Source organism: Polaromonas sp. P1_F4, assembly GCF_056405675.1.
In genome coordinates this window covers 147,985-168,371 of the sequence record NZ_JBFUBP010000008.1, presented here as the reverse complement: position 1 = coordinate 168,371, position 20,387 = coordinate 147,985, and the positions used below count along the sequence as shown (strand labels likewise).

Here is a 20,387-nt window from a genome sequence, read left to right as displayed (position 1 = left end):
GCTCCCTTCAAGACGTCAGCGCGTCGTCCAGCACTTCAATCCAGTGCCGCACCGGCGTTGCCGTGCCGCTTTGCAGGTGCGTAATACAGCCGATATTGGCTGAGATGATGGTTTCGGGTGCTGTGGCTTGCAGGTTGCCGAGCTTGCGATCGCGCAGTTGATACGCGATGTCGGGCTGCAGCACGGAGTAGGTGCCAGCCGAACCGCAGCACAGGTGCGACTCACCGGCCGCCAGCTTGACGTTAAAGCCGAGTGCGCCCATTAGCGTCTCGACACCGCCGCGCAGCTGCTGGCCGTGCTGCAGCGTGCAGGGCGGATGAAACGCCAGCGTGCCGGCTTGCGCCCTGACCTTGCCCTGCAGCTCACCGACCAGCTCCGGCATGAGCTCGCTGAGGTCGCGTGTCAGCCCGCTGATGCGTGCGGCTTTGGCCGCGTAGGCGGGATCGTCCCTGAGGAGGTGGCCGTATTCCTTGACGGTGACGCCGCAGCCCGAGGCGTTCATGACGATGGCCTCTACCCCTGTGCCCTCCACATGCGGCCACCAGGCGTCGATGTTGCGCCGCATTTCTTCCTTGCCGCCCTCCTGGTCGTTCAGGTGGAATTTGACGGCGCCGCAGCATCCGGCTTTTTGCGCCACCACCGTTTGTATGCCGGCCGCGTCGAGCACGCGCGCCGTGGCGGCATTGATGTTGGGCATCATGGCGGGCTGCACGCAGCCTTCGAGCATGAGCATCTTGCGGGCGTGCTGGCGCGCGGGCCATGGGCCGGCGGCCTGCCTGGCCGGCACCTTGTTTTTGAGCGATGCGGGCAAGAGGCCGCGGACGGCTTGCCCGGCCTTCATGGCGGGCGCAAAAAGCGGCGACGGAAGGCCTTCCTTGAGAGCCCAGCGCACGACACGCTCACCGGCCGGGCGCGGCACGCGCTCGTCAACCAGCTTGCGGCCGATATCCACGAGGTGGCCGTATTCCACCCCGCTGGGGCAGGTGCTTTCGCAGTTGCGGCAGGTGAGGCACCGGTCCAGGTGCAGCTGGGTCTTGCGCGTGGGCGCTTCACCCTCCAGCACTTGCTTGATGAGGTAGATGCGTCCACGCGGGCCGTCAAGCTCGTCGCCCAGTAATTGGTAGGTGGGACAGGTGGCCGTGCAAAAACCGCAATGCACACATTTGCGCAAGATGGCTTCAGCCTCCAGGCCGTCAGCGGTGTTTTTGAATTCAGGGGCGAGGTGGGTTTGCATGGCGTCAGGACCCTTCTTTCAGGGCCAGAGCGAGGGCCTTGCGCCGGGCAGCGCGCCGGAAATCCGCATACAGCGGCGGCAAGGACAAGGTCAACAGCATGAGGGCCAGGGGCACGACCCAGATGAAACCGACGTATTTGAAGCCGGCCGCACCGACCAGGCCGCCGGCAATGAACATGGCCAGCAAGGTGCCGAAGAGCCGCACCTTGATACGGTTGGCGCGCACACGGGACTCCATGGAGCTGGCGGTACGGTTCCAGTAAAACATCTTGCCGAGCTCGATGCCGAGGTCAGTGATGACACCGGTCATGTGCGTCGTGCGAATCTGGGAGGACGAGATTTTGCTGACCAGCGCGTTCTGCAGGCCCATGGTGAAGGCCAGCACCAGCACGGTCAAGGGCACTGCAAATGGTGTCTGCCGGTTCAGCGTTGCGCCAAGCAGGCCGAAGACCAGCAGAAGCACGGACTCGAGCAACAGCGGCAGCGCGAATTCACTGCGAAGGTGGCGATGGCGCGCCCAATTGACCAGCACGGCCGTCACGGCCGCGCCCAGGGTGAAGGCCAGCAAGGCGCCCACCGCACCGAGCACCAGCGTCAGGTTGCCGAGGATGAGGTTGTCGGCCACGATGGAGACAAACCCCGTCATGTGCGAGGTGTACATGCTGACGAGCAGAAAGCCGCCTGCGTTGACAGCCCCGGCATTGAATGCGAGCACGCCGCCGAGCAGGCGGTTGATGGTGGGCGTGCGGTGCTGCCCGGTGAGATGGCGCAGGCGGCGCATGAGCTACCAGCCCGCCGCCATGCGGCCGCGGTTCAGGATTCCGGCGGGATCGAACTCGCGTTTGAGCTCCCGGTGGATCCGCTCCAGCGGTGGCTTTAATGCATCAAATCGGGCTGTAGCGCCCGCTGGATGAGCGCCAGCAGCTATAAAAAGAGTAGCATGCCCGCCAGCTTGGGCAGCGGCCGCACGCAGTGCCTCTGCGTGCCCTGCACCTGCCCGCACCCATCGCTGGGCGCCATGCCATTCCACCAGCGGCGAGTCGGGTAAATTCTGAACAGGCGCCGTTTGCGGCAAGGACAGCCGCCACAAGTCCTGGTCGGCCTGGCGTGCCTGGAACCACGGGTGCTGCTGGTTGCGGCATGCCTGCCAATAGCTGGCAGCTTCGGCGCTGCCTTGTTTCTCACCGCCCAGCACTTTGCAGGCGGCTTCGACGGCGGCGACAGCGCCGCGCAATCGCAGATAGAGCGTACCGACATCGGCTTCTGCGGACCAGCAGCTCGCGTTGAGCGGCAAGGGCCGGCCGCCCCAGGCGTTCAGCCAGTCAAGCGCCTGCGCCTGGCTGCATTCAAAGCGCAGGGTGGCCTCGGCAGGCGCCGTTGGCAGCACCTTGAGGCTCACTTCAGTGAGCACGCCCAAGGTACCCAGGGCACCCGCCATGAGCCGGGAAACGTCATAACCCGCCACATTTTTCATGACCTGCCCGCCGAACGTGAGCAGCTGGCCGCGCCCATTGATGAGCTTGAGGCCGAGCATGTAGTCACGCACCGCGCCCACACTGGCGCGTGCCGGCCCGTTCAGGCCGCTGGCGACCATGCCACCCACGGTGGCTTTTGCCCCTGCATCGTCGAAACGGGGCGGCTCGAAGGGGAGGCACTGGCCTTGGGCCGCCAGCAAGGCCTCGAGTTCGGCCAGCGGCGTGCCGGCGCGCGCAGTCACGACCAGTTCACTGGGTTCGTAGCTGATGACACCCGCGTACGGCGTCATGTCGAGGATGTCGCCTTGCAGGGATTGGCCGTAGAAGTCCTTGGTGCCGCCACCGCGAATACGCAGCGGCGTGCCGGCGGCAGCAGCGGCGCGTATCCGCCCGGTCAGGGAGTCCATCACATCATCGGTGTCTGAAGGCATGGCTGGATGGTACGTGGGTATCGCGCCTGGGGCGTTGATCTTTTTGCATGCCGCCTGTTCGGTTTTTTCAGAGGGCGAGGCTCAATCCTCGAAAAAATTCACCGGCAGGCCGGGCACATCCACCCGCATCGAAAACACGCAGCCAGACTCGGGATAGGCCTGCAGCTCGGCAGCCGGCCGGTTGTAGCATGCCGTGGTGATGTAAAGCGTTTGCAGGTCGTCGCCGCCAAAACACGGCATGGTCGGGCATTGCGCCGGCACGGGAATTTCAGCCAGCAACTCTCCTGCCGGCGACAGCTTGAGAAGGCGCGCACCTTCAAACATGGCCACCCAGTAGTTGCCCTGGATATCCACCGCGGCGCCGTCGGGCCGCCCGCCATAGCCGGGCATGCCGAACTGCCAGCCGGCAGGTTTGCCCGGCCATTGGTGGAAAACGCGGCGGTTTGCTATGGCGTTGCTGTCGGCATCCCAGTCCCAGGCATGCGTGGTGTGCGTGGGGGTATCCGTCCAGTACACAGTTGCGGCGTCCGGCGACCACGCCAGGCCATTGGCGATGATGGCGCCGCCTGCCTTGCGCTCCACCACGGGCACGAGGCTGTTGCGGCAGTCGATGGAAAAAAGCTCGGCCACGGACTTGTCCCGTGGTTCGTACATCGTGCCGGCCCAGAAGCGGCCGCGGGGGTCGGCCTTGCCGTCGTTGAACCGCGTCGTGTTGGTGTCATGGCCGGCCCGCATGAGCTGCTGGAGCTCGGCGCCCCACTCGCGGGCGCGGTAAATGCCGTCGCGCAATGCGATCACCAGCCCGCTGCCTTGCCCCTGTGTACGGGCCGGCGCAATGCTGCCGGGCTCCGACGGCATGGGCCAGCTTTGCACCGTCCCCATAAAGACGTTGCAACGGTGAATCTGCCGGCCTGGAATGTCAACCCAATACAGCATTTGCTCGTCGGGATGCCAGAACGGCGATTCACCCAGTTCACTGGGTTGTGCAACAACGGTTTGCCATGTCATGCGGCGTTCCTTGAAAGGCTGAAAAGTGGATAGGCACCCAAGGTTAGCACCGGCAGGGCCACCGCCGGAAACGGCCACCGCAACCCCATCCTGGCGATCGTGCAACGCCCATAAGGCACGCGCCAAAAAAAACAGCCCACCGGCTTGCGCCAGCGGGCTGAACATCCAAAGGAGATACTCAATCAGGGGGCTGCCTGGGGCAGCCCGAATTCGTCTGACTATGAATTAACGGTTGTAGGCGGTCTCACCGTGCGAGGTGATGTCCAGGCCTTCGCGTTCGTCTTCTTCGCTGACGCGCAGGCCGATCGTGAGGTCAACCACCTTGTAGGCGATGAAGGAAACCACACCGGACCAGACGATGGTGATCAGCACGGCCTTGGCCTGGATCCAGACCTGGCCGGCGATCGTGTAAGCGTCAGGCGTCACGGCCGTGGCGGTCACCCAGTCACCCACGAAGCTTGGGCCGCCCAGGGCTGGCGAGTTGAAAACGCCGGTGAGCAACGCGCCCAGAATACCGCCCACGCCATGCACGCCGAACACGTCGAGCGAGTCGTCAGCGCCCAGCAGTTTCTTCAGGCCGTTCACACCCCAGAGACAGGCGAAGCCGGCGATCAGGCCGATGATCAGGCCGCCGCCGATGCCGACGTTGCCGGCTGCGGGCGTGATGGCCACCAGGCCGGCGACAGCGCCGGACGCTGCGCCCAGCATCGAAGCCTTGCCGCGCATCAGCGCTTCACCGACGCACCATGCCAGCACAGCGGCAGCGGTAGCACCCAGCGTATTGATGAAGGCCAGGGCGGCGAAGCCGTTGGCTTCCAGGGCGGAGCCGGCGTTGAAGCCGAACCAGCCCACCCACAGCAATGCGGCGCCAACCATGGTCAACGTGAGGCTGTGAGGGGCCATGGCTTCCTTGCCGTAGCCAATACGCTTGCCGATGCAGAAGGCGCCTACCAGGCCAGCGACAGCGGCGTTGATGTGCACCACGGTACCGCCCGCAAAATCCAGGGCGCCCATTTGCCAGATATAACCGCCCTTGGCGCTCATCGCGTCGGCGACTTCCTTGCCGGTGTAGGCGTCAGGGCCCATCCAGAACCAGACCATGTGGGCAATAGGTGCATAGCTGAAGGTGAACCAGATCGCCATGAACAGCAGCACTGCGGAGAACTTGATGCGTTCGGCAAAGGCGCCAACGATCAGCGCGCAGGTGATGCCGGCAAAAGTGGCCTGGAAGGCTGCGAACACGATCTCGGGGATCACGACACCCTTGCTGAAGGTGGCGCCATTGGCAAAGGTGCCCGCGACGTTGTCCCAGATGCCCTTCATGAAGAGCCGGTCGAAGCCGCCGAAGAAGGCGTTGCCTTCAGTGAAGGCCAGGCTGTAGCCATAGATAAACCACAGCACGACGATCATCGAGAACGTCACCATGACCTGCATCAGGACGGACAGCATGTTCTTGCTGCGGACCAGACCGCCGTAGAACAGCGCCAGGCCGGGCACGGTCATCATGATGACCAGCAGCGTGGAAACCATCATCCAGGCGGTATCACCTTTGTTGGGAACAGGCGCCGGTGCTGCGGCGGCAGCCGGTGCAGAGGCTGCAGCTGCAGCGGCGGGTGCTGTCGCTGCGGCAGGCGCGGCGGCAGAAGCAGCAGCTTCAGCCGGTTTGGCTTCTGCAGCGGAAGCAGCAGGTGCAGCTGCCGGGGCCTGCGCCATCACGGCGCCGGTCGTCAGCAGGCTCAATCCCAATACAAGGGAGGCAAGTAGTTTTTTCATGTCTATGTTCTCTTCGTTTTTTGGGTAAGCCTTACAGCGCTTCCTTGCCGGTTTCACCGGTACGGATGCGCACGACCTGCTCGAGGTTGTAAACAAAAACCTTGCCGTCGCCGATCTTGCCGGTGCGGGCGGCGCCCTCAACCGCTTCAATCACGCGATCCACCAGATCGTCGGAGACTGCTGCTTCGATCTTGACCTTGGGCAGAAAATCGACGACATACTCTGCACCGCGGTACAGCTCGGTATGGCCTTTCTGGCGGCCGAAGCCTTTGACTTCAGTCACAGTAATGCCTTGCACGCCAATGCCGGAAAGCGCTTCACGCACTTCGTCCAGCTTGAACGGTTTAATGATGGCCGTTACGAGTTTCATTTTCAGGTTTCCTCCAGGGATGAATAGGGAAGCAGCATCGTCAAGCACCACCTCAGCCGGATTAAGGCTTTTGTACGAGTCATTGCTGATGGAGTCTCCGTAGAAGCTCCAAAGGTTGGCAACTTGCGTGGACTTCTTAGCAGGTAACGTGCCAAAGACGCTTTGCATGGATGACCGGCCTGCCCCTGAACTTCGAGCGAACCTCCGCAAATTGCACCGGACAGGATGCACCAACAAAGTGCTCACAAACGCACAATTTTGGCGCATAAATCCGAAAAGGCATCATCAAGCCTGTCTTTAGTGCACGGCGTCTTCTGCAACGTTCGTTTCTGGGACGGCCAGCACCAGGAGATCGGCGGCAAGAATGCCATGGCGGATTCTGGTACTGACACAACCAGGCAAGTGCATGGGACGAAAGTGAGTGCCACTATCGGATGCAGCGAGGCACGCCTTTCTGGTGAACCGGCGGGTGGCTTCTCTCGCTAGGCGATACTCGTCTTACGTGAAGGTATGGTGCGCCTGCAACCCGGGATGGCCTCGGGTTCAGTTGTGATGCCGCCTCTGAGGGAGGAAGTTTCGAATGAGCTTGTCTTTAGTGCATAGCCGCGCCTTGTTGGGCCTGGAAGCAAGGCCGGTGCAGGTGGAGGTGCATCTTGCCAACGGTTTGCCCAGCTTTACGCTGGTCGGGCTTGCGGAAACGGAAGTCAAGGAAGCGCGTGAACGCGTGCGCTCGGCCATCCAGAACGCCGGACTGGAATTTCCCGCCAATAAACGCATTACGGTCAATCTGGCACCCGCCGACCTTCCCAAGGATTCCGGCCGGTTCGACCTGCCCATCGCGCTCGGTATCCTGGCGGCCAGCGGCCAGATCGACGCCCGCAAGCTGGAAGGCTATGAGTTCGCCGGTGAGTTGTCCCTGGGCGGCGACTTGCGACCCATTCGGGGAGCGCTTGCCATGAGCCTCGCCCTGGCGCGCCCGGCACGGCTTGCCGCCGAGAAATTGCCGAAGCTGGTTCTGCCAGAGGCCAGTGCCCAGGAAGCAGCGTTGGTCCCCGGCGCTGAAATCTTTCAGGCGCACCATTTGCTAGATGTGGTGAGGCAATTTTTGCCGGGCGACACCCCGACTGAAGCAGGGGAAGGCTGGTCTCGCGTCAAGCCGATCGTGCCTTCGGGGCAGTCCCCGTATCCCGATCTGGCCGACGTCAAAGGCCAGGCGGCGGCCCGACGCGCCCTGGAAATTGCCGCGACCGGCGGGCACAGCGTACTGATGATGGGCGCCCCAGGCTCCGGAAAATCCATGCTGGCACAGCGCTTTGCGGGCCTTCTGCCGGCCATGACCACCGAAGAAGCACTGGAAAGCGCAGCGGTAGCGTCATTGGGCGGCCGGTTCACGCTGGACAAATGGGCGATACGCCCCACCTGCGCGCCGCACCACACGGCCAGCGCCGTTGCGCTTGTCGGTGGTGGTTCCCCGCCGCGGCCTGGTGAAATTTCCCTGGCGCATCGCGGCATCCTGTTTCTGGATGAACTCCCGGAGTTTCCGCGGGCAGCCCTGGAAGCACTGCGTGAACCGCTGGAGTCCGGCACCATCACCATTTCGCGAGCCGCCCAGCGCGCCGAGTTTCCGGCGCGCTTTCAACTGGTCGCAGCGATGAACCCTTGCCCCTGCGGTTACCTCGGCTCGAGCTTGCGGGCTTGCCGTTGTTCGCCCGAACAGGTGTCGCGTTACCAGGGTAAGCTCAGCGGCCCGCTGCTGGACCGCATCGACCTGCATGTTGAGGTGGGTGCGCTCGCAGCCGATGAACTGGTCAACGCGCCGCCGGGCGAGGCCACCGCCGTTATCAGGGTCCGGGTTGCCACGGCACGTGATCGCGCTATTGCCCGGCAGGGCACCACCAACCAGGCACTGGAAGGCCAGGCCATTGATGCACAGTGCCAGCTCGATGACGCGGCCGCGAAATTCCTGAACACCGCAGCAGCGCGGTTAGGGTGGTCAGGCCGCAGCATCCATCGCTGCCTGAAAGTGGCCAGGACAATTGCCGACCTCGCAAGCGCGCAGGCCGTCCAGGTCGTCCACGTCGCGGAAGCCGTGCAGTACCGCCGGGCGCTCAAGGCAGCCCATTGACCGCCGCCGCACAACTGCTCGAAGGCCTGTTAATTTCAAACGCTCAATAGGTGGCAAGCACATTCAGGAACCAGCCCCGGCTGCGATAAGACAGGTCGGTCAGGTCATCGGAATACTTGGTGAAGTTGTATCCCACCCCAACCTTCACCCCCTTGCCAAGGTGGCGATAGACACCGAGGAGCATGCCGGCTTTTGCATCCTGCGCCTCCGTGGCGCGCAGGTTGCGCCATTCAATCAGGGCGTCCCATTCTTTAACCAAATGAAGATCCGCCCGGAAGATCAGAAGATCAGCACGGCTGGAGAACCACTCCCCGCCGGCAACCGGCATTTTCAGCTCGCCGATGCGGAACGCGTATTTGGCGCCGACGGAAAGCCACGGCTTCACGTCGTAAATCGTGTCGACGGAAAACACCTGGCTGCGCTGCGCGTAGTCGGCCGCCTGGCCCGAAGGGGTCAGCTGGCCCGCGGTCGGTACGTTGTGCAGGTTGGTGTACTTGAACAGGGTGTTCCAGCGGTCGTTGTCAACCGGCCGGTAGGCGCTGCCCAGCACAAACTCATGGTAGTTGCCGTCGACAAAGGCCCCTTGGCTGTTGCTTGAGCGCGAGACATTGAGCTTGCCCAGCACGCGCCAGGCAGGATCCACCTGCAGGCCCACCGTGTTGCGCATCAACCAGGTGGTACGTTCACCGGAAACATTGCTCCGGTCGTTGCGCCACTCAAGATTACCGCCGTATTTCAGGCTGTCCTTTTTGTAGCCGACAGAGCCACCGAGCGCACGGCGCCTGAGATCACCGGCCAATGGGTCGGACACGGTTCCGAACTCGACCTTGGCGCCCCAGTTCCAGCGGTCATTGGGCGACCAGTCCATGCCAAAGGCTTGCGTCAAGCTTTGCGGGCCGGCCCCATTGACTGCACGTGCCTCGCCGAACACCCGCAGTTGATCCGATACGCGGGTGCTTGCACCAGAGACCAGCGTCCCTTGGCGGCCGCGCCACGCGACATCCGGGCTTTCTGTTTCCATCGTGTACGCCAGATAGGCATTGCTCCGGTCGGAGATGCGGTAGTCGGCGCCCAGCTTGCCGCCGGCGCCCATGCTCCCGCCGGACGCTTCGCCACTGAGCTTCACGCGTTCGCTGACTTGCAATGCGCCACCCAGGCCGACGCGGTTGTTGGGGTCGCGCGTATCGTCACGCTCCAGCGTGCCCTGAACGTAACCATAAGCTTCCCAGCTTTCTTTTTCGCCGGGTTTTCCACCCGAACGATCAGGCCGGTAATCCGCCCTCACCTGCGCATCCGTGCGCGATCCGGTCTGGGACAGCAAGGGGCTGGCATTTGGCGTGACATTGGAACGATCGTCCGCACGGACCCCGACAGCGACTTCCCATTCGCTGTTCAGCGTCTGCCGCACCGCAAGCTCGGCGTTCTGGCTATTCTGCAGATCGCCGTCGCGCTTGTCTGCCTTGACCAGCACGCGCGTGCCCGGAGCAAGCTCCACATCGGCGGCGGCACCGGCCTGCCGGACCGCCTCGCCGCCTATGCCAATCTGCCCCGGGGCCGAATAACCGCGGTCACGGTTCTGGACATAAGAGGTGATCTTCCCCTTCATGCTGTCGGTGACTTCGGCGAGATCCACCGAGCCTTCCAGACGTTCTGCGCCGGCCGACTGGATGCCGCCGTTGTTCAGCGTGTTAAATCCAAAGCCGCCATCAAGAGAGGTTTGGGCGCCATTGCCCGGCCCCTTTGAACGTGCCGCCTCAAACTTCAGCCAGGTGCCAGGCTTGTAGCGCAGCGTCCCGTCGATTCCCTTGAGCGTCTGGCTGGATCCTGTTTCGCCCTGGTGGTAGCTGCTGGCGCCCAGCTGCACATGGTCGTTCAGCCATTGGCTCGCGCGAATGCCGGTCGACAGGTTGTTAATGGCCGTGACGCCGGGCGCAAACTCGTATGTCGTCACGAGGTAGACCGGCTGGCCGCCTACCGCAGACGCCATGATCAGGCCGGCGCCGGCGCCGGTCGCGGACAGAGGCGACTGCAACAGGATACGGCCTTGAAGGTAGTTGATCTCGTAGTCCTGCGTAGGTGCGAGTTCGCGGCGCTCGATCACCATGCCGGAGTCCTTGTCGCGGACCTCGATCCAGACGCGCTCCGAGCCCTGTGTGATGTCGAGGTGGCGCAGGTAGTACAGCGAGCCTCCCGTGCCGCGAAATTCCTCGCGCGAAGCCAGCGTTCCCGGATCGGCGGCAAAAGCATCAATCTGGGTCTGTTTTTCGCCATAGGTCGTGGCATCTTCAGAGCGGTAGCGCACCTGCGCGCCATAGAGGCCCCGCGAGTACTGCATCAGCTCCGTTCCGCTCCACGAGGTCTGGAAGTTACCCCACATCACGTGCGAATCGCCTTTTTGAAGTTTGACAAAAAACTTGCCTTGCGTCGGCGCATCGTCCACCGTCGTGCTGTCATCGCCGTAGACGGGGTAGTAGAGGTTGGGGTCAATGCTGCGCAGAAGGTATTTGGGATCCTTGCTGGAGAAGTTGGAAAACAGGTCTTCGATAGGGCCTTCGCGGGTATCGGCCGAAGCCGTCAGCAGCCATTCGCCCTTGATTTTCCCCTTGAGGTAAAAAGCGGCACGGCCATCAACATACACCTTGTCTTCGTAGTGGTTCAGGTCTCCGGTCACCAGTTTCGCGGGCCCGGAGACATTGTTTTTCCCGACCGTCAAATCCCCCAGAGCCAGGTAAAACCAGTCATCCGCGGCGATGTTGAGGTTGCGGCGGAACGTGCTTGCGCGTCCGTCTGATTCTTTCAGCGTCACCTCTACAGACTGCGGGCCCGCCGGCATGATTTGCTTCATGGCGAACTTGCCCTGCGCATCGATCGGCAGTTCCAGCCCCAGCGCTTCGATGCGCTGGCCCGGCTTGAGATTGGTGCCGTTGACCGTGACCGTGCCCCCGGTAACCGGAATATTGCGCAAAGCCAGGCTGTTTTCGCCATAGCCTGTCAACCGCTCGCGCTCGAGCTTCTCCGCATCTTCATTGACCGGCATGGCGCGCGCCAGAAGGTTCAGGGATTTCAGACTGGTCTCGTCGAAACGCCCCTGGGCGTCATAAACACGCAGGAGGTAGAACACCTGGTCGCCGGCCGTGTTGGCCGGAACCGTCCAGTTGAGCGCGCCTGACCATGTGATGGGCACAACCTCAAAAGGTTGCTCCTGTGTCTTCTGCCCTGCACGGAAAAGCCGCAGTTCGGCTTTTTTGATCCAGGGAATGTAGTTCGACCAGGCCCGAAACTCCACCATCTCGCCCTTGACGACGGCATTGGGTGTAACCCAGGCATTCATCACCGGCGCAATGGCCAGGCTGTCGTAACGCACCTGGATGTCAGCCTTCTCGAGCGCGACGTCAGCGCACCGCTGACCATCTGCCTCATTGGGAATCTCGGATGCATTGATGGGCTCGCCATCAATCGTGATGCGAAACGGCACCGTGGACTGCCCGACAGACTGCGGTGTGCAAGGCTTGGCGACCGCCAGCGGAACAGGCGCGGCGGCCGGCGCGGCGGCTTCGAACCATACGCGTAGCTCGACACGGCGATTGCGGGCCATTCCTTCGGGTGTCGCGTTCGATGCCAACGGTTTGTTCTCACCTGCACCCTCGATCGAATAGGTGACGGCGGGATTGTTCAGCTGCTGCTTCAGATAGGCCGCAACCGCCAGGGCGCGCGCCTCGGAAAGCCCCTGGTTGTCCCTGAAGATTCGCTTGGTTTCCGGCGACAGCCTCTGGTTGTCCGTGTGCCCCACAACAGCAATGCGCATGCCTGGAGACGACGCGCCTTTGGCGCGTATCTCTGCAGCCAGCGCTTCGATGGACGCTTTGGCGGCAGGCAGCAACTCGGCCTTGCCCGATACAAAAAGGCTCAGGCCACTGGCTTCTTCCAGCGCCTTGTTGACGGAGGCGACGCTCTGCGGCACCTGCGCGGCGCGGCTGCGCATGCCTGCCGCCTCTTCCCGCGTAACGCCCGAAGGCAACGGGTAGTTGATGGCCGGTTGTACCTCCGCAGGCGGCGGCACCGAGAACATGTCGATACGGCCATTGTCAATTCGCTTGCCACTGACTTCGGTGGCGGCCCATACAGAAGACCCTGCACAAAGGACGCTGACGGCTACTGCAATGGTGTGTGTACGGAAATTCATTTCGCCGACTCCAGCTCGGTTTCAATCATCAAGGGATGGAGGGGTTCACTGTCTGTTTCCGCGCGCTCCTTCTTTCGCCTTTCCTTCCACAAGGCCTGTATCCGGTCGCTGATCGTCGACACGCGTTTTTCCGCAAGCCCTGCCGCCTCGGCGCCTCGGCGATAGGCAATGCGCAGGATGGATGGACGTGCCGCCAGTTGCGAAGGCAGCTTTTCCAGCGTCGCGAGGTACGCAGGCTGCAACTCCGTGCCGTCGTTCAGGAATGCAGCGCCGGAGAGTTCCAGCCGGACCACGCGATGGACCGTCGCGCCGAAATTGAGTTTCACCATCTTGCCGCGTGTCACCCGGACATCACGCGGGTTTTCGGTTGTCAACCGATAACCCGAAGGCAGGGTTCTTTCGTCCACCTTCATCACGAAGTTGGAACCGCGGTCAGCGTTCGGGATTGCCGCGCAAGCCACGTGGAAGCGTCCATCATGGTCGCTGGTGACCAGCAACCCGCGCGCAGTTGCAATGCGGACATTCGCGATGCCCGGCTCCCCCTCGTCCTGGTAGCCATTGGCGTTCTTGTCGTCAAAGACCTTCCCGATGATGTCGGAGCAATCGAAGGTGGGATCTGGGACCACACGTACCGTCGCTGTGGCGGTGTTGGACACCTGGGCGTTGACCAGCGCATTGCGGGCTGCGACCTGATTCACGTAAGTGCCTTCCGACACACCGCTGCCGACCACCAGCAGCATGCGCAGTGTTTTGCGCTCACCTGCGGTAAACGTCTGGCCGGCCCAGGTGAGGTTGCGTCCGCTCACCGTGGGCTCAAGTGCCACGCCGTTGAGTGATGCCGAGCCGGTGCGATACCTGAAGCCCGCCGGAATCACATCCACGATATTGATGTTGCCGAGCACCGCATTCAGCGTGTTGGTCGCCGTGATGTTGTACGGCACCAGGTCGCCGCGAACCACATTGACCAGCGGCGTGTTCTTTGTCATCACAATCGCGCCGCCCAACACCGGGTCCAGCGGGATATGGTTGTTCAACACGTTGGCCGAACCTGGTACTGCGGCAAAGGTGAACGTGTAGAAGTACTGGGTCGTGGCCGCACCGCCCGCAAGGGCCAGGGTGTTGCTGGGGCAAGCTGCGGGGTTGTGCAACGGCACGCCCGCTGTGGGTGCGAAGTTGCTGTTCTGCACCAATGCCGGGTCTGGGCTCGGAGGCGCCAGGCCCACGCCCAGGGTCGCGGTACAGGCTGGAATAATCGCCGACGGACCGGGCAGGTAGCCCGGTGGCGACGTCACCGTCAGCGTGTACAAGGTCGCGCCTGCCGGAGCGCCACCCAGCAACAGGAACTGGTAAGAACCATCGGCGCCTGTCGTCTGCGTCAGACTGCCGCCAATCACGTCGGCTGCGGTGAGGCCTGGGGCCGAGAGTGTGACGATGGCGTTGGGTACAGGCTGACGGCTGACCGCGTCATAAATCACCCCGCTCGGATCCAGCGGCAGGCTCTGGGCCAGGGTCGTGGTGCCAGCGGTTAGCGTGAGGCCTCTTAACGTTCCGTCGGTATTGTTCGCACCGGCCGGGTTGGAGGTCGAATTTACCTGTCCATTCGTATAGGGCAATCCGGTCTCATTGGGCACTGGGCGTCCATAGATGCGCCCGCTTGTGGGCTCCCGAAAGCGGATCTGGTAACCCGAGCCCGGCGCTACGCTGGGAAAGCTGTAAGCGCCGTTTGCATCGGAGGTTGTGGTGCCCACCACCACGCCGCCGAGTGTCAGCTCAACGATCCAGCCCGGGACCAATGGTTCACCTGGGTCCTTGATGCGGTCATGGTTGAGGTCGCGCCACACGCTGCCCTGTACCGCCGCCACATCGGAGATCGCCGTGGGGTCGGTTGCTGTGTTGTTGCCGGAAAAGCCGCTGGGCTCATTGCCGCCGGAAACCACCGCCGTGTTCACCAGGACCTGCCCGGACAAACCGGCAGCCACCGCAACACGCACCGTGATGACAGGCGCCGTCGCGCCGGAGGCGATCACGCTGTTAGTGTTGCAGGTGACGATGGTTGCGGTGTTGGAGCAGGACCACGTTGCGCCGCCACTGACGGCAGCCACCGTCATGCCCACAGGCAGGGTGTCGACCACCGTCACGGTGGCGGACGTCGCCGCTGCACCGACGTTGGACACGGCGATGGTATAGAAGCCTGTGCTGGACCCTTGGGCGAAGCTGACCGGCGCGTGCGTTTTGGCGATCGCCAGGTCAGGCGCATTGCCCGGGATTTCAGCGAAATTGTTGTCAGCCGACACGGCATTCGCGCTGGCGAGTGGAATCGTCGAGATCGAGGACACCGGGTTGGCTGGCAAGGTCGCCGTTCCGCCGGTACTGCCCGCAATAGTCTGGCCATTGGTCGTACCGGTGGCCTGGGGCAGGGGCTGCGTCACGGTATACGTCCCCTGCGCCAGCCCCGTAAAGCTATAGGTACCGTCGGCCAGCGTGACTGTTGACCTGGAGACAGCTAGCCCATTGATGTCGGTGCCCGTCAGATTGATCGTCTGTCCGCCGATGCCGTGATCGCTTCCATTCATCAGGCCGCTGTTGTCATAGTCCAGGAAGACCTTGCCGGAAATCGTGCCGCCATTGGACACCTCGGCGAAGTTGTTGCCGCTCGAAACCGTATTAGGCGGCAGCACGATGCTGCTGATCCGGCTCGGTGTGACGGCCGGTGTGGTCGCCGTTCCGGGTGTTCCGCCATTCGGTACAGCACCCGCGGTGGTAATGCCGTTGGAGGTGCCGGCGGGTTGTGCGGGCTCCACCACGGTGTAAGTTCCAGGCAAAAGATTGCCGAACGAATAGTTGCCCGTCGCGTCGGTGACCGTGGTCGCGATCAGTGCATTGCCTGCGTCCCTGAGCTCGATGGTGACGCCTGCGAGCGGATCGTCTGCGCCGTCCTGCGCGCCGTTGTTGTTCAGGTCCTTGAATACCTTGCCCGAAATGGTCGAAGGAACGACCTCGGCAAAGTTGTTGTTGGCGGAGCCCGAAGTTTCGGCGGCTCCGCCGTCACCATTGAGAACCACGTTGGTGATCTGGCTGGTGGTAGCCGTGGGGTTGGATGCCGCACCGGCTGAACCCGTGCTGCCATTGATGCCACTGATGGGGCCGGCGGTCGTGATGCCATTGGTGGTTCCCGCGGGCTGCGCCGGCTGGCAAACGGAGTAGCTGCCGGCAGCCAGTGAGGAGAACAGGTAGTTGCCGAGCGCATCGGTGGTTCCTGTCGTCAGCAGCGCGCCGCTGCAGTTTGCGCCGCTGCGCAGTTCAATACCGACCCCAACGATCCCCGTGTCGGTGCCGTTCTGAAAGGTGCCGTTGGGCGTGACGTTGTTGTCTCTGAAAACCTTGCCGGAGATGTAGCCAAGGGTGCTGATCGTCAGCGTCGCATTGGCAGGCGCCTGGTTGTTGCCCAGATTGGTCTGCAGGGCACCAGCCGGAATATTGTTGGTGTGCACCCCCGCCGTCAGCCCTGTGACATTGACATCAATCGTGCAACCGCCCGCAGGGATGGTACCGCCGCTGTTCAGCCTCACACTGGTGGCGTTGGCTGCGGCCACTACCGTTCCGCCGCAAGTCGTTGTCATGTTGGGGGTTGCCGTCAGACGGATCTGGCCGGGAGCCGTCGGCAGGATGTCGTCAAAATCCGCGCTCAAGGTCATTGCTGCGGCATTCGTGTTGCCGATGACGATGCTCAGGCGCGATACGCCGCTCGGTGGGATCACCGCAGGGGCGAACTGCTTGCCGACGGTTGGCGGGGTGGAGGTAATCAGCTGTGCGCTGGTGGGCTCCTGGTTGGTGACGCCCTCGGTGGTTGTAATGCTCCCGGTCGGGATGGTGTTGGTGTACACGCCCGAAATGTTGCTCAGAACATTCACCGTGACGGTGCAGAACCCATTGGCTGCGAGTGCGGCCCCGGTCAGGCGAACGCTGGTGGCGGACGCTGCTGCAACAACAGTGCCGCCTGAACAGGTCGTGGCCGCAGCCGGCGTAGGCGCGACGACAAGTCCGGCGGGCAATGCGTCCGTCACGGTCATGCCGTTGAGCTGTGTGTTGTTGGGATTGTCGAAACGAATCGTCATCACCGATACCGCGCCAGGCGCCTTGGTGTCGGACCCGGTCGTGAACCCGACAGGACTGCCCGCGTCCAGGGTACGGGCGCTGAAGGCCTTATGCACCACGATCGGTGACCGTGCACGCAACGTGTCGCTCGTAGGCTGGGTGTTCGCCAGGGCGTTACCGCCAGCGGTGGCGGTCAGCGCGTTGGCTGGAATGGTGTTGACATAGTCGCCTTGCGCCGCCACAAAGACGTCGATTTCCACCTGGCAGGTTGCTGGCACATTTCCGGCCGCGGCGACGATGATGCCGCCCGAAAGCTGCACCGTGTTGGCCGTCGAAGAGACCGTCGCACCCTGACATGTCGTCGTCGGATTCGCGCCACTGGGAACAGTCACGCCGGCCGGCAAGGTGTCGGTGACCGCCAGGTCGCTGACAGGCTGTGAAAGCGGGTTATAGAAAGTGATGCGCAAACGGGACCGGGTACCCGGCGCCACCACGTTAGGCGTGAACTGCTTGACGATGCCAATGTTCGTGCTGATCGCCAGGCTGGTCGTTGCCGGGTTGGCATTGGTCAGGTTCTGGTCGGTGATGATGGCGCCGGGCGGAATGGTGTTCGTGTTGCCACCGGTCACGGCAGACGTCACGTTGACCGATACCTGGCAGGTCGCGTTTGCAGCCAGGTTTGCCCCTGACAGACGGACCGATCGCGCGCCCGCCGCAGCGGTCACAACCCCGCCCGGGCACGTCGTTGCGGTTGCCGGGGTAGGTGTCACCACCCACCCATTGTTGGTACCGCCTGCAACACCGCCGACCGTGAAGTAGTCGGTGATATCCAGATTGGTAACCGCCTGGGACCCGTTGGATATGTTGATCGTCAGCCGGCTCACCTGGCCGGGGAAGGCCAGGGAACTGATGGAAGTCGTTTTGCTGATGGCCAGGCCGGTGGGGGCATTGAAAAGCAGCGTGCCGACAACGGCGGTGACATTACGCACGCCGCCGTCCGCGAGGATGCCGTTGGGAGGGATGCTGTTGACCCAGTTCGCGGCACCTGTTGCCACCACATCAAACAGGAAAGCGCAATTCCCGCCGCCCGCCACATTGGCACCGGTCAACGTTGCGCTGCCTGCTCCTGCAACAGCCGTGATGGACGTGCTTCCCGCGCAGGTCGTCTGCGCATTGGGCGGGGTGGCCAGCACCATGCCCGCCGGGAGCGGATCGGTCACACTGACGTTTGTCAGCGCGAGCGCGCTCGAATTCAGGAGCTGAACCGTGACCGTTGATTTGCCGCCGGAGGACACGCCGGATGGATTGAAGCTCTTGTTCGCGGTCAGCGCGGAGGTGTAAGTCAGCTGGGGGGTATTGGTTGATACCGTACCCAGTGTGTGTGTCGTGCCGTTCCCGTAGGTTTCGGTGCCGTCGACCGTCGCGGTGTTGTTATAGACGCCGGCCGGCCCTACGACATCCACCTGCAAGGTACAGCTGCCGTCCGCACCCATGCCGTTGTTGGCGCGAGCCGGAACGGTGCCGCCAGTGATGCCGATCGAAGTGGAGCCGGCAACCGCCGTGATGGCAGGGGCGCCGCAGGTGCTTGCCGCGTTGGCCGGACTGGCGATGCGAAGCTGCCCCCCACCGCTGGTTGCCAATTGCAGAGTATCCGAAATCGCAACGTTGGTCAGTGGGTTCGCCGACTTGTTCGTCAGCGTGATGGTCATGCGGACAATGGTTCCCTCGGCAAACGTGCTGGCGCCGGGAGAGGACTGGGCAAACGCCTTCGTTGCTGCGAGCACGGGCGGGTTGGTGCCTACGCTGGTGGAATTGGAAGCACCCCCGTTGCAAGTGGCGCCGCCGTTGTAACAGACGCCGCCGGCAGCGATGACGTTGTTCGAGGTGGCCACCGCAACAGTGGACGCCATTGCCCACATGGTGATGGTGCAGGCACCCGGTACGCTGACACTGGTGCGAGCCGGGACGGTGTCGATGGTAAAGACCGGCGCATTGCTGCCCAGTGGGCTCGCAGAGTTGACGTTGCCGCAGCCCGCGCTGACAGTCGGCGTGTAGTTGAAGCCGTTGATCGTGCCGGTGAGGAATGTCTGGCCGTTGGTGAAGTTGTCCGTCACCGATACGGTGTTGATCGCGCCAGCGCCGAAGTTTTGCACGGTGATCTGGTACTGGATCGGGTTGCCCGGCGCCACGGGTGTCGTGGGTTGTACCGATTTGAGAACACGGAGGTCGTCGGCAACCAGGATGGTGGCCGATACCGCCTGGCTCTTGATGGCGGGGTCGCCCACATCCACGGCGCCTTGGGGAATACTGTTGGTGTAAGTCACCGGCACGCCGTTCGCCTGAACAGCCGCGGTGAAATTCACTGTCACCGTGCAGCTGCCATTGGCGGGAATGGTCCCGCCGGTCAGCCTGACGCCTTTGTTGCTGTTGATCGCGGCAGCGGCGCCACCCGCACAGCTGGTCACCGCCGATGTGACGTTCAACCCTTTTGTCGGGTCGACGCCACCAATCCCGTCGATCGGCGTGTCATCAAAGGTGGTGACAGTCAGTGGCGTATTGCCGCTATTGCTCAAGGTGAGGGTGAGAAATCCAGAGGCACCGCTTGAAAGGGAGGTGCTGGGCGTAAAGCCCTTGGACATACCGAGCGGAGACCGGACCGTCACGCTGGCCTGCGCATTGGCCTGGGCGGGCAGCCCAAGCACATTGGTGAAGTCGGTGCTCCGGTTGATGATGTTGTTCTGGGCACCGGTCGAGAACTGGCCGTTGGTCTGGTTCGCCTCCACATTCACAACGAAGGTGCAACTCCCGTTTGCCGGCAGATCTCCGGTGCCGGTCACACTGGTTGCGCCCGCTGCCGGTGCGGGATTGAAGGCCGGTACCGGACCGCTGGTGCACGTTGCATTCGCGCCGGGCGCTGCCGCGACCTTCATGATGGCGCTGCCACCGAGCTGGGGAAAGTTATCGGTGATGCTGAACCCGGAAATTGCCACCGGGTTCGGGTTGACCAGCGTGATGGTCAGAGGTGTCGAAGCGCCTCCCAGTACCAGCGTCGAGCTGGTGAATGCCTTCGAAATTTGCGGTTGCTGCAGCGCCCGCACCGTAAAGGTCTGCGACACGTCTCCAACGTTGCTTCCGCCGGTACTGGTGACCGCGCCATTGAGGATTTGATACGCATAGGAGGTTGCGTTGCCGGTCGAGGTGCCGACCGTCACCGGAATATCGATGACACACTGGCCGTCAATCCCGCCGGCGGCGGCAGGTATGGTGCCGCCAGCCAGGGCAAGCGCCTGAGTTCCCGGGTTGGCGGTCAAAGCCCCACCGCAACCATTTATGGCCGCAGACGCAATGCTGAGGCCGTTGGGCAGAAGGCCAGGCAGGCTGTTGCTGAAGTCCACGTTGGTGGCGGGCACCGGATCGCTGTTGGACAAGGTAATCCGCAAGGTTGCCGTCTCGCCGGGATACATCCCCTGTGCCGGAATGATCGCGGTCACCGAAGCCGTCAAGGCTTGGGCCGCAACGGGCATCAATCCAATGGCCAATCCGAGAGCCGCAGCACGAAGCAAGGAGCCGGCAGAGGCTTTCGCCAGAAATTTCGAGGACAACATAGGCAGTTCGACTCTTTGAATGCTTGGGAACCGTGCCGGTAGGCAGTCCGCAGGAGCACCGAGTCAACGCTGGCAGAGGACGTACAGC

Annotated in this window: 9 protein-coding genes; 1 reads left to right on the top strand and 8 read right to left on the bottom strand. The window is 62.9% G+C overall.

Annotated elements, in window-relative coordinates; genetic code table 11:
- Positions 1 to 7: 7 nt before the first annotated feature.
- The 6 genes from glcF to glnK all read right to left on the bottom strand — a co-directional run bounded on the left by glcF (position 8) and on the right by glnK (position 6,291).
- Positions 8 to 1,234 carry a glycolate oxidase subunit GlcF gene (gene glcF / locus AC1DYQ_RS16800; protein WP_477687724.1) on the bottom strand — a complete coding sequence of 409 codons (1,227 nt, stop codon included), beginning with the start codon at positions 1,232 to 1,234 and terminating at the stop codon, positions 8 to 10.
- 4 nt (positions 1,235 to 1,238) lie between these two features.
- Positions 1,239 to 2,015, bottom strand: a complete 777-nt coding sequence (locus AC1DYQ_RS16795) for a YoaK family protein (protein ID WP_457281746.1) — start codon at positions 2,013 to 2,015, stop codon at positions 1,239 to 1,241.
- Between the two features lie 3 nt (positions 2,016 to 2,018).
- Positions 2,019 to 3,140, bottom strand: coding sequence for a glycolate oxidase subunit GlcE (gene glcE / locus AC1DYQ_RS16790; RefSeq protein WP_477687723.1), 1,122 nt, complete (start codon positions 3,138 to 3,140; stop codon positions 2,019 to 2,021).
- An 81-nt stretch (positions 3,141 to 3,221) separates the two neighbouring features.
- On the bottom strand, positions 3,222 to 4,148 hold the full coding sequence (locus tag AC1DYQ_RS16785; RefSeq protein WP_477687722.1) for an SMP-30/gluconolactonase/LRE family protein: 927 nt from the start codon (positions 4,146 to 4,148) through the stop codon (positions 3,222 to 3,224).
- Positions 4,149 to 4,373: 225 nt separating this feature from the next.
- Positions 4,374 to 5,921 (bottom strand): ammonium transporter, encoded by a 1,548-nt coding sequence (locus AC1DYQ_RS16780; RefSeq protein WP_477687721.1) that lies wholly within the window; start codon positions 5,919 to 5,921, stop codon positions 4,374 to 4,376.
- 31 nt (positions 5,922 to 5,952) lie between these two features.
- A complete protein-coding gene (gene glnK, locus AC1DYQ_RS16775; protein ID WP_007873831.1) occupies positions 5,953 to 6,291 on the bottom strand; it encodes a P-II family nitrogen regulator in 339 nt (112 codons plus the stop codon).
- A 580-nt stretch (positions 6,292 to 6,871) separates the two neighbouring features.
- Between glnK and AC1DYQ_RS16770 the strand changes: the two genes are divergently transcribed.
- Entirely contained in the window at positions 6,872 to 8,416 is a 1,545-nt protein-coding gene (locus tag AC1DYQ_RS16770; protein WP_477687720.1) for a YifB family Mg chelatase-like AAA ATPase, read from the top strand.
- 43 nt (positions 8,417 to 8,459) lie between these two features.
- On the opposite strand, the gene AC1DYQ_RS16765 is transcribed toward AC1DYQ_RS16770, so the two are convergent.
- Positions 8,460 to 12,599, bottom strand: a complete 4,140-nt coding sequence (locus AC1DYQ_RS16765; protein ID WP_477687719.1) for an OmpA family protein — start codon at positions 12,597 to 12,599, stop codon at positions 8,460 to 8,462.
- Entirely contained in the window at positions 12,596 to 20,299 is a 7,704-nt protein-coding gene (locus AC1DYQ_RS16760; RefSeq protein WP_477687718.1) for a beta strand repeat-containing protein, read from the bottom strand. Before AC1DYQ_RS16760 ends, AC1DYQ_RS16765 begins: the two co-directional genes overlap by 4 nt.
- Positions 20,300 to 20,387: the final 88 nt, after the last annotated feature.